This window comes from Streptomyces sp. Y309 (assembly GCF_056712025.1).
The window spans coordinates 186727-200551 of sequence record NZ_JBWYAE010000002.1 but is presented as its reverse complement, the minus strand read 5'-3'; the positions used below and the strand labels follow the sequence as shown (position 1 = coordinate 200551).

The window sequence follows — 13825 nt, the reverse complement described above, 5'->3', positions numbered from 1 at the left end:
GCCCCGTGCCGGGGGCGGGGTTCACTCGGTGGTGCCGTCGGGGAGGATCCGGGCGAAGCCGGCGTAGGGCTGCAGGGCCGCGGGCAGGCGGACGGATCCGTCCGGTTGCTGGCCCTGTTCGAGCAGGGCGGCCAGGGTGCGTCCGATGGGCAGCGCCGAGCCGTTGAGGGTGGCGGCCGGCTCCTTGGTGCCGTCGGGGGTGCGGATGCGGATGCCGGCGCGGCGGGCCTGGAAGGTGCCGCAGTCGGAGACGGAGGAGATCTCGCGGAAGGCGCCGCTGCCGGGCAGCCACACCTCGATGTCGTAGGTCATGCGGGCGGCAAAGCCCAGGTCGCCGGCGGCCAGCAGCACCACGCGGTAGGAGAGTTCAAGGCGGCGCAGGCACTCCTCGGCGTGCGCGAGCATCGCCTGGAGCTGTCGGGGGGCGTCCCTTGCGGCGCAGATGCGCACCAGTTCCACCTTCTCGAACTGGTGCAGGCGCAGGATGCCGCGGGTGTCGCGGCCGTAGGAGCCGGCCTCGGCGCGGAAGCAGGGGGTGCGGGCGGTGAAGGCCAGCGGCAGGTCGGCTGGGTCGAGTATCTCGCCGGCGGCGAGGTTGGTGAGCGGCACCTCGGCGGTGGGCACCAGGAACAGTTCGCGTTCGCCGACGGCGGTGGCGAACAAGTCGTCCTCGAATTTGGGAAGTTGGCCGGTCGCGGTCATGGTGGCGCGGTTGACCAGGTGGGGCACGGAGTGCTCGGTGTAGCCGTGTTCGCGGGTGTGCAGGTCCAGGAAGAAGTCGGCCAGCGCGCGCTCGAGGCGGGCGCCGGGCCCGCGGGCCACGGTGAAGCGGGCGCCGGACAGCCGCGCGGCGCGCGCGGCGTCCAGGATGCCCAGCGCCTCGCCGAGGTCGGCGTGGTGGCGGGCCTTGTCGCTGCTCGCCGGGGGCGGTCCGCCGCGGCGGATCTCGACGGCGTCCTGCTCGCTGTGGCCGTCGGGCACCGTGTCCGCGGGCAGGTTGGGGATCGCCAGGAGCAGTTCGGTCAGCTGTGTCTCGGCGTGGTGTGCGGCGGCCTCGGCCTGCTGCACCCGTGCGCGCAGGTGCCGCAAGGCGTCGCGGGCCTGCTGGGTGGGCCGGGTGCCGCGGTGGGAGCGGGAGGCGGCCTTGAGTTCGGCGCGCAGGGCGGACACGGTCTCAAGGGCGTCGGCGCGGCGCCGGTGGGCGTCCTGGAGCGCGGCCGCGGCAAGGGTGTGCCGGCGCCGGGCCAGGCTCCGCACCGCCTCGGGCCCCCGCTCCAGCAGCTCACGTACGTCGTGCATGGGACTCTCCCTTGGATACGTGCCGGATGCCGGCCGATGCCCGCGGGCACCGGGCAGTGGGGTGCCGGGGTGCCGGGCCCCGACGCGCGGGCGGGGCCGGCGGGGGCCGGCGGGGGGCGGTGGGGGGTGGTGTTCAGGCGGCGGCGGGGCGGCGCTGCGTCATCATCCGGGCCATCTCGCCGATGGTGTCGGCCTCCATCAGCTCGTCGTCGCTGATCGTGATGCCGTAGTCCTTCTCCAGGAGCATCGACAGTTCGACGACGGCCAGGGAGTCCAGTTCGGCCTCTTCGCGGGTGGCGTGTTCGGTGATCTTCTCGGGGGAGACCTTGAGCATGGCGACCAGGATGTCTTTGAGGGTCTCGAACATGGCGGGTGTTTCCTTTCAGGACGTCGGCGCGGTGAGGGGGATGTCGGGCCAGGTGAGGGTGGCCGCGCCCCAGGACAGCCCGCCGCCGAAGGCGGTGAGCAGCACCCGGTGGCCGGCCCTCAGGGAGCCGTTGGCCGCACAGTGGGCGAGCAGGGTGGGCAGGGAGGCCACGGCGGTGTTGCCGACCTCGGCGATGTTGGAGAGCTGCCGTTCGGGTTCGAAGCCGAGTTCGTCGGCGACGGCGGTGAGGATGCGCAGGTTGGCCTGGTGGGCGCAGAGGCGGTGGACGTCGGTGAGGTCCCAGCCGGCGCGGGTCACGGCCTGGCGGGAGGCCTCGCTCATCCGCCGCACGGCGTGGCGGAAGGTCTCGCGGCCGTTCATGCGGAAGTAGACGTCGCCCGGGTCGGGCTGTTTGCTGGGCGGCTGGGTGGAGCGTGAGCGGGAGCCGCCGGCGGGGACCTGGATGAGGTCGGTGAGGGAGCCGTCGCTGCCCAGCACGGGCATGCCGACGGCTCCGGGCTCTGCCGGGTGGCCGGCGCGCAGCACCACGGCGCCGGCGGCGTCGCCGAAGAGGACCACGGTGGCGCGGTCGTCGGGGTCGACCATGGTGGTGAAGGCGTCGGCGCCGATCAGCAGGATCCGCTCGGCGGCACCGGCGGCGATCATCCCGGCCGCGGTGGCGAGGCCGTAGAGGAATCCGGCGCAGGCGGCGGACAGGTCGAAGGCGGCGAGGGTGCCCAGCCCGAGCCGGGTGGCGACGTCGGGTGCGGTGGGCGGCACCTGGCGGTCGGGTGTGGTGGTGGCCAGGATGAGTGCGTCGGCGCCGCCGCCCCCGGCGGATTCAAGGGCGCGGCGGCCGGCTTCGACGGCGAGGTCGGAGGTGGCGTCGCCGGGCTCGACGACGTGGCGTACCGACATGCCGGTGCGGGTGCGGATCCACTCGTCGCTGGTGTCCAGGCGTGCGCACAGGTCGGCGTTGGTGACCTGGGTGGGCGGCAGGTAGGAGCCGATGCCCGCGATGACGGCGGACTTCATGCCCGCGCCCCGGCGGCCGGCGCCCCCGGCGCCCCGGACCCCGAAGGCCCCGAGGAGCCCGGAGTGCCGGACCCGGAAGGGCTGGTGGGGCTGGTGAGGGCTTCGAGGGGCAGGTCCATGTAGGCCATGCGGGACTCGGCCATCTCATCGGTCCAGCGTTCGGCCATGTCGTAGCGCTGGTCGGGGGTGGTGTCCAGCAGGCGGGTGCCGGGCCAGATCTCGTAGTCGCCGATTTTGTCGGCGTGTTCGGCCATGCCCTGCTGGAAGAGTTCCTCGCGGTGGATGACGAACTTGCGGTCGTCGATGGCGTCCCAGAGCTGGACGCCGGCGGCGAGGATCTCCATCAGCCGGGGCCGGTATTCGGGGTGGGCGCGTACGTGGTCGCGCAGGATGGTGCTGGCGACGGTGAGGTGGCGGATCTCGTCGATCGCGGTGCCGCGGGAGATCTCGCCGGTGGCCGGGGACAGCGGGGTCCATTTGCGTTCGCTGAGTTCGGCGGCCGGTGCGAGGACGCCCTCGATGACGATGGCGAAGACCGCGACGCCGCCGGGGAAGTCGCGCCGGCTCTGGACGATGTCGAGGGTGAAGTCGATGACGGGCTGCAGTACTTCGCGCCGGTAGTCGGCGGCCATGTCCTCGATGTCGCTGAGCAGGGTGGCCTCGGGCATGCCCAGTTCGACCAGGTGGTTGCGGAACACCCGGGCGTGGCGGGCCTCGTCGATGAGCTGGGTGGCGTAGAACTCCAGCTCGTCGATGCCGGGGGCGATCGCCACGTAGGGGGCCAGGATGCGGGTGGCGACCTCCTCGGACAGGCCGCGGAAGCCGAACTCCAGGATCAGGGCCTCGCGCAGCGGGCCCGGCGCCTTGAGGAAGTCCGGCACGTGTGCCTGTTCGTGGTGGCCGGTGATGCCGCGCTCGCGCAGGGTGCCCTGGGCGACCTGGGTGATCCAGTAGGCGAGGTTGCACTCCTTGGGGCCGAGGGTGAGTTCCTTGGCGCCGTCGAGCAGACCAGGAGCGGTGTCCCAGTCTGCCTCCCGTGCCACGGTGCTGGGCGGGGAACCGGTCATGGCGGGTGGTGCTCCTTTGGGTGTCTTTTTTTCAGGGTCCGGGGCGGGCGCCCGGCAGGCGGCGGCGTGGGGCGGGTCAGCGGGCGGCCGGGGACACCGGCCGCTCGGCGGCTCCGGCGTGTTCGGCGGGGGCGGCCGTCGGTGCCGTAGCGGCGCGGCCGGCGCTCTCGGCCGGGGCCGGGGGTGGGGGTGGGGGAGTGGGGGCGAGGTGGCCGACCGGCTCCGGGTCGAAGGTGTGGGCCACCGGTTTGGGGTGGGCCAGGCGCAGGTCGTCCAGCAGGCGCAGGTAGCCCTTCTGGGCGACGGGTTCGTAGGGAAGCGCGAAGGACTTCATGAAGTTGCCGAACAGTCCCCGGTCCCCGCTGAGGTGCCAGGGGATGGCCAGCAGCGCCCACTCCGGGCCGATCGTCCAGCACCACAGGGCGACGACCGCGCCTTGCGTGATCAGGCTGTGCATCACGTTGTAGAGCACGTAGTAGACCTTGGAGATGGGCCGGCCGCCGCTGCGTTTGAAGGCGATCGCGCCCGGCAGGTAGCCGATCACGTCGATGTACAGAAAGAGCGCGATCCATACCGGCCAGCGGATGTCGCCGAAGTTGGCGATGATCAGGCCGGTCGAGGCCGCGAAGGCGACGAGGTATTCGGCGCGGTGCAGGGCGAAGGTGCGCGGGGTCTCGAAGGGGTTCGCCTGGTCCATGACGGGTGTCCTCCCTTGTCAGGCGGCGGTGGCGTCGGCCGGGGTGCCCAGTTCGACGTCGCCGCGCAGCTCGGTGTGGGGGAACAGGCCGGTGACGGCCCAGGCCACGGTCTCCTTGATGACGCGTTCGGCGATCGGGTCGAGGATGCCCTGGAGGCTGGGGATGCCGAAGTCGAAGTCGACCTCGAAGTGCACGGCGACGTCGGCGCCCTGCTGGGTCATGGCCCACTTGCCTGCGAAGGTGTCGAAGTCGCCGTCGCTCTGCTCGAAGCGGATCTCGCCCTGTTCGCGGGCGAAGAGGTCGGTCTCGGTCCAGCGCAGCAGGCCGCTGCGGAAGTGCAGTTCCCAGCTGGAGCTGCCCTCATCTCCGGGCAGGTCGCCGTGCACGGTGGTGGACTGCACGTGCGGTGCCAGTTCGGGGAAGCGGTCGAACCTGGCGAGGGACTCGTAGACGGTTTCGGTGTTCTCGCCCAAGACCACCGCGTCCAGTGACACGTGACGCATCAGTTGTTACCGCCTTCCGGCATCCTGGCCGAGCCGGCGACCAGATCGAGGGTTGCTTTGTCGAAGGAGTTGATCAGGAACTCCACGTCCAGGGGGGTCAGGGTGGCGGGCGGGGTGAAGCGCACCACCGAGCTGCCGTTCATGGAGTGGTTGGCGACGACGCCGTGGTTGAAGAGCTCGATCAGCAGCTCTCCGGCCAGGCCGGGCTCGGCCAGTTCCACGCCGATGAGCAGGCCGCGGCCGCGTACGTCCTTGACCAGGTGGCCGATGTTGCGCCGGGCGATCTCGGTGATCTGGGGCAGGAGCTGGGCGCCGAGGTCCATGGCCTTGGTGACCAGGCGCTCTTCCTTCATGGCGCGGATCGCGCCCTGGACGGCGGCCATCAGCAGGGGCTGGCCGGAGAAGGTCGCGGTGTGGACGTAGGGGTCCTTGTCGAAGGGGCGGAACGCGGTGCGGGTGGCGATGGCCGCGGAGACCGGCACGACGCCGCCGCCCAGGGCCTTGCCCGCCAGCAGCACGTCGGGCACGACGCCCTCGATGTCGGCGCCCCACCATTCGCCGAGGCGGCCCATGCCGCTTTGTACTTCGTCCAGGATGAGGAAGCCGTCGTACTCGCGCACGAGTTCCTCGACGCGCTTGAGGTAGCCCCTGGGCGGGATGATCACGCCGCCCTCGCCCTGGACCGGCTCCAGGATCACGCAGACCTCGCCGGGGTGGGCGCGCAGTTCGCCCTCGAGGGCGTCGGCGTCGCCGAAGGGCAGGTGATGGACGTCGGGGATCAGGGGGCGGAAGGGCTTTTGGTAGACCTCCTTGGCGGTGGCCGACAGGGCGCCCAGGGTTTTGCCGTGGTAGCCGCCGCCCATGGACACGGTGCGCCTGCGGCCGCCGGCGCGGGCCAGCTTCAGGCCGGTCTCGACGGCTTCGGCGCCCGAGAGCGCGAAGTGCACCCGGTCCAGGCCCGGCGGCATGACCGAGACCAGGGCCTCGGCGGCGCGGGCCACGGTCGGCTCCAGCAGGATGCGGGTGGCCACCGGGTGGGTGGCCAGCTGGCGCTGCACGGCCTCGACCACGATCGGGTGGCGGGCGCCCATGATGAACACGCCGTAGCCGCCGGCGTTGAGGAAACGCTCGCCGTCGCTGGTGGTCAGCCAGTTCCCGCTGGAGGCCACCTCCATGTGGCTGCCGAACAGTTCGGCGAGGGTGGCCCGGCCCTTGCTGAGGTGGGCCCGGTAGAGGCCGAGGATGTCTTCCTCGGTGTCGACCCGGATGTCCTGGGTCACGGTCACGGATAACTCCCTGGGAAGGACGGGCTGTTGGGATCCTCCGCCCGGGGCGGCGGGGCGGGTCAGGACAGGTCGAGCGGGGCGCCGCTGAAGTAGTCGGCCAGCGGGCCGCAGGTCGCCGAGCGGCCCGGCGGGTGGAAGATCAGCGGCCGTACCGAGGCGGCGAGGCGGGCGTGGTCGGGGCTGTGGATGAAGTCCATGCCGCCCAGCAGCTCCAGGCTGTGCTCCGCGCAGCGGGCCAGCAGGTCCTGGGCGGCGTAGCGGGCGATGAGGACCTGGGCGACGGCTTCCTCACCGGTAAGGCCGTCGCGTACGGCGCGGGCCACGCCCTCCAGCAGCGCGAAGGCGCTCTCGGCGTCGATGACCACTGCGGCGCGCTCGGCGGGCGTGCCGCGGCCGCGGTCCAGGACCACCTCGGCCAGGGCGGCGGCCGCGCCCGCGTAGCCGGCCGAGACCAGCATCTCGAACCAGATGACGCCCGCGGCCTGCAGGTCGTCCACGCGGGTGGGGTCCTCGGCGGTGGTACGGATGACCATGTCGTCGGGGACGAACACGTCGGTGAGGCGGACCTCTTCGCTCTCGGAGGCGGCCAGCACGTCGCTGCCCCAGAAGGGGTGCACGCTCAATCCCGGCGCGCCGGCCGGGACCAGGGCGAGGGCGAGTTCGGGGCGGCCGTCGGGGCCGGGCACGGCGATGGAGGCGGTGAGCAGTTCCATGGAGCGGGCCAGGCTGCAGGGCTTCTTGGCGCCACTCAGGCGGTAGCCGCCGGCGACGGGCTCGGCGGCCACGGAGGGGGTGAAGATGTTCTGCTGGGTCTTGCCCTCGGCCCAGCCGGAGGCCATCAGCACCTGGTCGGGCACGATCCGGTGCAGCAGGTCCACCTGGGTCCGGGCGAGCCGGCCGGCCGGCTCGGCCAGCGCGTAGAGCATCGACACGGTGAAGTGGTGCATGGTCACCCCGGCGGCCACCGACGGTGAGGCGGCGCCGACGGCGCGCTGCACCCGCACCACGTCCACCGGGTCGGCGCCGTGTCCGCCGAACGCGGCGGGCACCATCAGGCCGACGCCGCCGTGGGCGCGGAAGATGCCGATCGCGGGGCTGTGCAGGGCCTCGCGCTCGGCGAAGGGGATGGCTTCCAGCGCCTTGAGCAGCCCGGGGTGGTACCGGTCGCAGACCGCGCGGGCGAAGTCGAGGGAGCGCAACTGCAAACACCTCCGTGGGGGTGGGTGAGGGGGCGGCTCAGGGGCCGAAGACGGCCTCGTGCGGGCTGACGTCGTGGGCGATGCTGACGCCCTGGATGTGGGAGGTCTTCAGGATCGGGTAGTTGGCCTCGCCGTAGACGCCGCCGGTCAGGCCGGTGCCGCCGTGGCTGGGCAGATACGGCAGGAACCCGATGTGCGAGTCGTTGATCTTCAGCAGGCCGCCGTTGACGACGCGCTGCACGAAGGCGTTCATGACCCGGGCCGACTTCACCCACAGGGAGTTGCGCAGCCCGTACTCGTTGGAGTTGACGAAGTCGATGAAGGCGTTGAGCAGTTCGTCGTCGCCGGCCGCGTCCGCCGCCTGGGGCACCACGACGGGCAGCAGCGGGAAGAACGTCTCGCTGCGGACGATTGTGTGCTGGCGGGCGCCGGCCAGGCCGTCCACGCGCACCACGGTGGGCTGCAGGAACACGCCCGTCTCGGAGACGGTGCCGTCGACCTCGGTGCGCTGCCCGCCGGTGATGACCTGCCCGCCGTGCTGAAGGGACTGCGCGAGCAGGGCGAAGAACTTCTCGCTGCGCCGCACCGGGGACAGCAGCACGTCCTCGTCCTCGGGGTAGCCGGGCTTGACCAGGGTGATGCGTTGTTTGACGGCGGCGATGAGGTCGTCGGCGACCTCGGGGTGGACCAGGACGCAGTTGGGCACCATGCAGATCTGGCCGGAGCCGTAGAAGGACTCGCAGATCGCCTCGGCGGCCTTGGTCAGGTCCGCGCCCTTCCAGATGACGATGGTGTCGTTGCCGGCCAGTTCCAGGATCGGCTTCTTGCCGGCTGCCACGCATTGTTCCTGGAAGCGCAGGCCTTCCTCGCTGCCGCCGATGTAGAAGATGTCGTTGATCATCGGGGAGGCGACCCAGCGGTCCAGGGTCTGCTTGGGGTTGGAGCAGACCGCGTTCAGGATGCCGGCGGGCGCGTCGATCTCCTCAAGGAGCGGGCCGACGACGTCGCGCATCAGCCACATGGTGCTCAGCGCGATGCTGCGCGGGGCGCGCATGACGACGGCGTTGCCGGCCATCAGCGCGAGCACGGCCAGGGCGGCGCTGGGCGCGGGCGCGTTCTGCGGCGGGTTGAAGGCGACCACGCCGTCGGGCTGGCGGCGCACGATCAGGCGCCGGCCCTCGTGCTCGAACTCGGTGTGCATGCGCTGGCGGTACCAGTACAGGCTCTCGTCGCTGTAGATCTGCTTCATGCAGCTCAGTTCCCAGCGGGCCAGGCGCAGCGGGTGCGCCTCGGCGGTGAGGATGTCGAGGAACTCCTGCTCGCGCCGGATGAGTTCCTCGCGGAACATCGCTCCCAGGCGCATCCGCCGCTCCAGGGGCACCTCCGCCCAGGCGGGGGCGGCGGCCGCGGCGGCCTCGGTGGCCAGGTCGATGGAGGCGTCCCCGGCCACGGCGCAGCGGCCCACCACGTAGGGGTGGCCGGCGGCGTCGGAGTCGGGGTGCTGTTCGAGTTCCCGCTTCAGGCTGACGCTGGTGAAGACGTCCTCGAGCAGGGACCGGGCGCTGACCGTGTAGACCCAGCCGTCACCTTCGACGTCCTTGCCCGCGATGTAGAGCTTGTAGCTGCGGAGTTCCTTGTCAGGCATCAAAGGGACCTTTCCCGTCTGTGGTCCGGCTCTTGTCCGCTGGCCCGCTGATCCATGGGATGTCGCCCGGCCCGCCGGGCCATGGGGATTTCGCTGGCGCATGGGGTTCATCGGCCCCGGGTTCATGGGCCCGTCGGGTTCATCGCCCACTGGGAACCGATGTTTTCAGCGGCACCTGACCCGCTGCTGACAAGCGCCTCGTGAATTACCGCAGCGCCTCGTGAATTACCGCAGTGCCGAGGCGATCCAGTGCTGCAGCGCGTCGGCGTCCATGGACGGAAGGTGGGCGGCGGCGTCGGCGACTTCGGGGGATCCGCCGAATTCCAGGAATTTCTCCCGCATCAGCTCGCCGTGGTGGGCGCGGGTGTGCGCCCCGGCCGCGGCGACGGGGATCATGCGCCGGCGGCTGGCGGTGCGCCCGTCGGCCAGGCGCACCGTGACCCGGGCGCCGGTGGCCTTGGCGGAGGAGGTGAAGGCCTCCCGGGTGGTGGTGCCGGCCGCGCTCCGGGCGAGCTCGGCCGCCTCCTCGCCGGCGAAGGCGCGCAGCCAGGGCCCGGCCGCGTCACCGGCCTGGCGCACCGCCTCGCCGAAGGGGGCCTCCGAGGCGAACAGGGCCTTCGTCAGCTCCGGGTCGTGCACCAGGCGCACCCGCTCGGCCAGCGCCCAGCGGGCCCGGTCGTTGAGCAGCGGGGCGGCGAAGTCGTTGACCGTCAGGCCGCCGGTCAGCAGCGCGGTGGCCACCGGGTAGGGGGTGTGCAGCACCAGCGCCCCCAGCGGCGAGCCGGGCCCGACGATGTAGGAGGCCGCCTTCTTGCCCGCGAACAGGGTGTACAGGGAGGCCTCGACGACGATCTCCTCGATGTCCTGCTCCCCGAACGGGCCGAGCTGGCGGTGCAGCGCGGCCGCGCAGTCCACGGCCGCGTCCACGCCCGGGCCGCCCGGGTGCATCTTGAACGACAGGGTCTCGGTGTGCCAGCGCGTGCCCAGGCCGGCGCTGACCGCGTCCGGCAGCGGCACCGAGGCGAAACGGTCCAGGAACCCGTCGGGGTGTTCCAGGATGTCGATCGCGCCGGTGAGCCCGGCGCGGGCGGCGTCGCAGGAGTCCATCGCGGTGCGCACCGGGGTGAAGGTGTTGAACAGCCGGGCGTCACTGGCCAGAAAGGCCCGCATGAGCGGCCAGTTGGGCATGGCGAAGGCCAGCCCGAGCGCGTTGGACCACACCGCGTCGTCGGCGCCCTCGCAGTGCAGCCGCCCGCACACCGCGCCCGCCAGATGGGTGTGCACCGCACTGTGGCCGCGCAGCGGGCCAAGGGTGGCGGCCGCGGTGATCCGGGCCGCGCACTCGTTGGCGGCGACGACCGCGGCCAGCAGCGCGGGCCCGTCAAGGCGCCGGGCGTAGGCGTAGGCGAGCGGCACCGACACCGTGGAGTTCGACAGATGCCCCGCGTACGCGGTGTCGTCCAGGTTCAGCCAGGAGCCGAGCCCGGACAGCACGCACGCGGAGGTGCGCGGGTCGGCCTGCAGCGGCGGCCCGAAGCCCTCGATGAGGCGCCGGCCCAGCCGGTGCGCGGCCCCCGCCCGGATCGAGGCGAGCTGGGAGAGCAGCTGGCTGGAGGCCAGGGCCTGCACCCGGTCGGGGATGTCCTCAGGTCGCAGCCACGCCGCCCAGCGGCACAGCTCCTTGAGTATCGGCACGCGTCACTTCCTCCTTGGGGGCACCCCAGACGGCGAGCGCGCCCGCCAGCACCTCGACGGTCATGCTCGGCCAGGTCAGGTGCTGCAGTTCACCGTCGTGCTCGAAACGCAGGGGACGGCCGTCGACGCGTTCGACGACGATGCGCCGGCCCCGGCCGTGCAGCACGCCCGCGCGGGTGTGCAGCAGGCCCGCCCGGGCCAGGCGCGCCACCTCGGCGGGGGCGACCTCGGCGCCGACGACGCACACGTCGAGCAGCCCGTCGTCCAGTTCGGAGCCGGGCAGCAGCAGGTACTGCCCGCCGCGGTGGCGGCCGCCGCCCACGTTCGCAAGGACGGTGGGGCCCTCGTGCAGCACGCGCCCGTCGACCGTGACGCGCCCGGGGTAGGGGGTGAAGGACGCGGCCGCCTCGGGCAGGGCCCTGGTGTACTTCTCGCGCCCCGCGGCGGTGACGGCGCGGGCCGCGATCAGCCCCTCGGCGATGAGCCCCGAGCAGGCCCCCAGCAGCACCGGCGCGCCGGTCTCGGCCAGCTGCCCCACATCGATGCGGCGCAGCCGCGCCCCGCTCCGCTCGCCCGTCAGGGTCGCCTTGAGGGACTGGGGCCAGGGCCTGTCGGCCCACAGCATGCGGTAGCTGGAGTTGCCGGTGCCCGCGGGCACGACGGCCAGCGCGGCGGTGTGCGCGGTGCCGGCGGTGTTCGCGGTGTCTGTGGTGTGCGCGGGGCCAGCGGTGTCGGTGGTGTCGGTGGCGGTCAGTGCCTGGACGGCCTCGTGCACCGTGCCGTCACCGCCGACCGCGACCACCAGATCCACGCCCGGCCCCCGCGCGGGGGCGAGGGCGGCGCGCACGGCCTCACCGGCGCTGCCGCGGTGCGTCGTACGGTGCACCGCGACCGCTTCCAGGTGCTCCCGGCACAGCCGCAGCACCTGCTCGACGAGGCCGGAGCGGGCCGTGCCCGCGGTGGGGTTGACGACGACGAGGGCCCGCCGGGGGGCAGGGGATGCCGGGGTCGGCATGAGGCGATTCTCCAGACGCTGCGTCGATGAACCGGCGGGCAGGCGCGAATGCACGGGTGCCGCATCCCGTTTTCCGGGTGCCGCATTCCGTTGTACGGGTGGCACATTCCGTGCCACGGGCCCGAGGCGGAGAGGGCAGGATTCGAACCTGCGTGGGCTTGCACCCGACTGAAGCGAACTCCGGTCCCCGATAAGCCACTCCGGGCACCTCTCCCAGTTCCCGGGAGCAATTTCCCTCCCGGTCACGGGAATTACGTTGACACCCGTCTCTGATATTCGCCTGACGGGCCGCTGACGCCCCGATCGGGCCCCGAATTCCCGCTCTTCCGAGACTCAAATATCCAGTGCTCTACTGCCCCCAGTCCAGTCCCGATCCAGAGTGGGAAGGAAGAGACTCGATGTCTTCGACGACCACCATGACCACAGCGACCACGCCGGCCGCAGCGACCGAGCCGACCACAGCGGCCGCCTCGACGGCGTCGCCTGCGGTGCCGGCGCCGGTGCCGGAGCACACCGCACCGGGCAAGACAGCCGCGTACGACACCGTCCTGCGCGCCATCCGCACGCACACCCAGGCCGACAACCCCAGCGCCTTCCTCGCGATGAGCCGGCACACCAGCGCCTTCACCGCCCCCGGCCTCGACGGCGTCATCGCCTACCGCCAGGCCGGCCGCTACCTGGTCCAGCTCGGCGGCCCGTTCGCCGCCCAAGACGCCTACCGACCGCTGCTCGACGCCTTCGTGGCCCACGCCCACGGCCAGGGCCGAAGCGTGGTGGGCGCCCAGCTGCAGCGCCACGACGCGGCCGTCTACGCCGAACGCGGCTTCACCGTCAACCAGTTCGGCTCCTCCTGGGTCGTGCACCTGCCCGACTTCACCCTGCGCGGCAGCCGCTTCATGCGCATGCGCAACAAGATCTCCCGGGCCTTCCGCAGCGGCCTTCAGGTCACCGAGGTGTCCGCACACGACATGAGCGCGGCCATCGACGAGATCGACACCGCCTGGCTGGGCTCCAAGGGAGAACAGGCACGCCCGCTGACCTTCCTGGTCGGCGAACTGGGCGGCCGGGCCCAGGAACACCGCCGCCTGTTCGTGGGCACCATCGACGCCAAGCCCGTCGGCTACATCTCCTACTCGCCGGTGTACGGCAGCCGCGCGGGCTGGATGCACGACCTGAGCCGGCGCATCCCCGACGGCACGCCGGGCCTGATGGAAGCCATCAACTCCCACGTCATCGAGGTGCTGCGCGCCGAGGGCACCGAGTGGCTGCACTTCGGCTTCACGCCCTTCACGGGCCTGGACGCCGCCCGCGAACTGCCCGGCCACAGCGCGTCCTTCCAGTGGCTGATGCACTTCCTGTGGGAGCAGGGCGCGGCGCTGTACCCCGCCCAGACGCAGCTCGCCTACAAGGAGAAGTGGGCGCCCGAAGAGCCGATCACCGAGTACGTGGCCTTCGACGGCCCGCCGTCCGTCACGGCGTTCGCGCACATCTTCCGTGCCTGCAACGCCTTCTGACGCCCCCTCACCCCACCACCGTTTCCCGCCGCCCGCCCCTCTTCTTCGCGGGAGGGGAGGAAGGAGCAGACCCCCATGTCCACCGAGCCCCCCATGTCCACCGAGCCCCTCGAGCCCACCGAGCCCGCAGAGTCCACCAGGCCCGCAGAGTCCACCGGGTCCGCCGAGCGCAGCGCCCCCGCCGGGACCGAGGCCCTGCAGCAGCAGCTCGTCGAGTCCCTGATGGCCGTCATCGGCGCCCCCGACGACGTACACGTCGCGCGCGCCGCCGACGGCGTCCTGCACACCCTGGACACCCGCCTCACCCCCGCACCCACCCCCGCGCCCGCGCCTGCGGGGGAGCGCGCCGCGTGAACAGGCGGGCGGACCACCCCCGTTGAGCGGAAGGGCCCGCCCGCCCCCGGCGGTCTTCCAGGGCGCCATCAGCGCCTCATCAGCACGCTGGACAACGCTGAAGCGTGCTTTTCATCCGGCGCCCGGCGCCGGGATACGTCCTGCCCAA

13 protein-coding genes and 1 tRNA gene are annotated in these 13825 nt (G+C 72.3%); 2 read left to right on the top strand and 12 right to left on the bottom strand.

Annotation, left to right across the window (positions count from 1 at the left end; genetic code table 11):
- Window positions 1–21: 21 nt before the first annotated feature.
- The 12 genes from serS to AC0KTA_RS40245 form a co-directional block, all read right to left on the bottom strand.
- The gene (serS, locus tag AC0KTA_RS40300; protein WP_481056918.1) at window positions 22–1299 is read right to left on the bottom strand and encodes a serine--tRNA ligase; all 1278 of its coding nucleotides are present in this window, start codon (window positions 1297–1299) and stop codon (window positions 22–24) included.
- A gap of 133 nt (window positions 1300–1432) precedes the next feature.
- Window positions 1433–1666 (bottom strand): acyl carrier protein, encoded by a 234-nt coding sequence (locus AC0KTA_RS40295; protein WP_481056917.1) that lies wholly within the window; start codon window positions 1664–1666, stop codon window positions 1433–1435.
- A gap of 15 nt (window positions 1667–1681) precedes the next feature.
- Window positions 1682–2701: a beta-ketoacyl-ACP synthase III gene (locus AC0KTA_RS40290; protein WP_481056916.1), complete on the bottom strand. Its 1020-nt coding sequence runs from the start codon at window positions 2699–2701 to the stop codon at window positions 1682–1684.
- Window positions 2698–3768, bottom strand: a complete 1071-nt coding sequence (locus AC0KTA_RS40285; RefSeq protein ID WP_481056915.1) for a ferritin family protein — start codon at window positions 3766–3768, stop codon at window positions 2698–2700. Before AC0KTA_RS40285 ends, AC0KTA_RS40290 begins: the two co-directional genes overlap by 4 nt.
- A 76-nt stretch (window positions 3769–3844) precedes the next feature.
- Window positions 3845–4465 carry a hypothetical protein gene (locus AC0KTA_RS40280; RefSeq protein WP_481056914.1) on the bottom strand — a complete coding sequence of 207 codons (621 nt, stop codon included), beginning with the start codon at window positions 4463–4465 and terminating at the stop codon, window positions 3845–3847.
- An 18-nt stretch (window positions 4466–4483) separates the two neighbouring features.
- The gene (locus tag AC0KTA_RS40275; RefSeq protein WP_481056913.1) at window positions 4484–4969 is read right to left on the bottom strand and encodes an SRPBCC family protein; all 486 of its coding nucleotides are present in this window, start codon (window positions 4967–4969) and stop codon (window positions 4484–4486) included.
- Entirely contained in the window at window positions 4969–6255 is a 1287-nt protein-coding gene (locus AC0KTA_RS40270) for an aspartate aminotransferase family protein (protein WP_481056912.1), read from the bottom strand. The genes AC0KTA_RS40275 and AC0KTA_RS40270 overlap by 1 nt, the downstream gene beginning before the upstream one ends.
- Window positions 6256–6314: 59 nt before the next feature.
- Window positions 6315–7454, bottom strand: a complete 1140-nt coding sequence (locus AC0KTA_RS40265) for an acyl-CoA dehydrogenase (RefSeq protein WP_481056911.1) — start codon at window positions 7452–7454, stop codon at window positions 6315–6317.
- Between the two features lie 37 nt (window positions 7455–7491).
- Window positions 7492–9099: an aldehyde dehydrogenase family protein gene (locus AC0KTA_RS40260; protein WP_481056910.1), complete on the bottom strand. Its 1608-nt coding sequence runs from the start codon at window positions 9097–9099 to the stop codon at window positions 7492–7494.
- A gap of 225 nt (window positions 9100–9324) precedes the next feature.
- The gene (locus AC0KTA_RS40255; RefSeq protein ID WP_481056909.1) at window positions 9325–10794 is read right to left on the bottom strand and encodes an MmgE/PrpD family protein; all 1470 of its coding nucleotides are present in this window, start codon (window positions 10792–10794) and stop codon (window positions 9325–9327) included.
- A complete protein-coding gene (locus tag AC0KTA_RS40250) occupies window positions 10745–11809 on the bottom strand; it encodes a diacylglycerol/lipid kinase family protein (protein WP_481056908.1) in 1065 nt (354 codons plus the stop codon). Before AC0KTA_RS40250 ends, AC0KTA_RS40255 begins: the two co-directional genes overlap by 50 nt.
- A gap of 127 nt (window positions 11810–11936) precedes the next feature.
- Window positions 11937–12023: transfer RNA gene (locus AC0KTA_RS40245), tRNA-OTHER, on the bottom strand.
- Between the two features lie 184 nt (window positions 12024–12207).
- On the opposite strand from AC0KTA_RS40245, the gene AC0KTA_RS40240 reads away from it, so the two are divergent.
- Window positions 12208–13323, top strand: coding sequence for a DUF2156 domain-containing protein (locus tag AC0KTA_RS40240; protein WP_481056907.1), 1116 nt, complete (start codon window positions 12208–12210; stop codon window positions 13321–13323).
- A gap of 75 nt (window positions 13324–13398) precedes the next feature.
- A complete protein-coding gene (locus AC0KTA_RS40235) occupies window positions 13399–13677 on the top strand; it encodes a hypothetical protein (protein WP_481056906.1) in 279 nt (92 codons plus the stop codon).
- The last annotated feature ends 148 nt before the right edge of the window (window positions 13678–13825 follow it).

Coding starts and splice junctions, on each gene's coding strand:
- AC0KTA_RS40275 (WP_481056913.1), bottom strand. CDS start 4,969: ATGCGTCACGTGTCACTGGACGCGGTGGTCTTGGGCGAGAACACCGAA.
- AC0KTA_RS40280 (WP_481056914.1), bottom strand. CDS start 4,465: ATGGACCAGGCGAACCCCTTCGAGACCCCGCGCACCTTCGCCCTGCAC.
- AC0KTA_RS40260 (WP_481056910.1), bottom strand. CDS start 9,099: ATGCCTGACAAGGAACTCCGCAGCTACAAGCTCTACATCGCGGGCAAG.
- AC0KTA_RS40290 (WP_481056916.1), bottom strand. CDS start 2,701: ATGAAGTCCGCCGTCATCGCGGGCATCGGCTCCTACCTGCCGCCCACC.
- AC0KTA_RS40285 (WP_481056915.1), bottom strand. CDS start 3,768: ATGACCGGTTCCCCGCCCAGCACCGTGGCACGGGAGGCAGACTGGGAC.
- serS (WP_481056918.1), bottom strand. CDS start 1,299: ATGCACGACGTACGTGAGCTGCTGGAGCGGGGGCCCGAGGCGGTGCGG.
- AC0KTA_RS40250 (WP_481056908.1), bottom strand. CDS start 11,809: ATGCCGACCCCGGCATCCCCTGCCCCCCGGCGGGCCCTCGTCGTCGTC.
- AC0KTA_RS40240 (WP_481056907.1), top strand. CDS start 12,208: ATGTCTTCGACGACCACCATGACCACAGCGACCACGCCGGCCGCAGCG.
- AC0KTA_RS40235 (WP_481056906.1), top strand. CDS start 13,399: ATGTCCACCGAGCCCCCCATGTCCACCGAGCCCCTCGAGCCCACCGAG.
- AC0KTA_RS40295 (WP_481056917.1), bottom strand. CDS start 1,666: ATGTTCGAGACCCTCAAAGACATCCTGGTCGCCATGCTCAAGGTCTCC.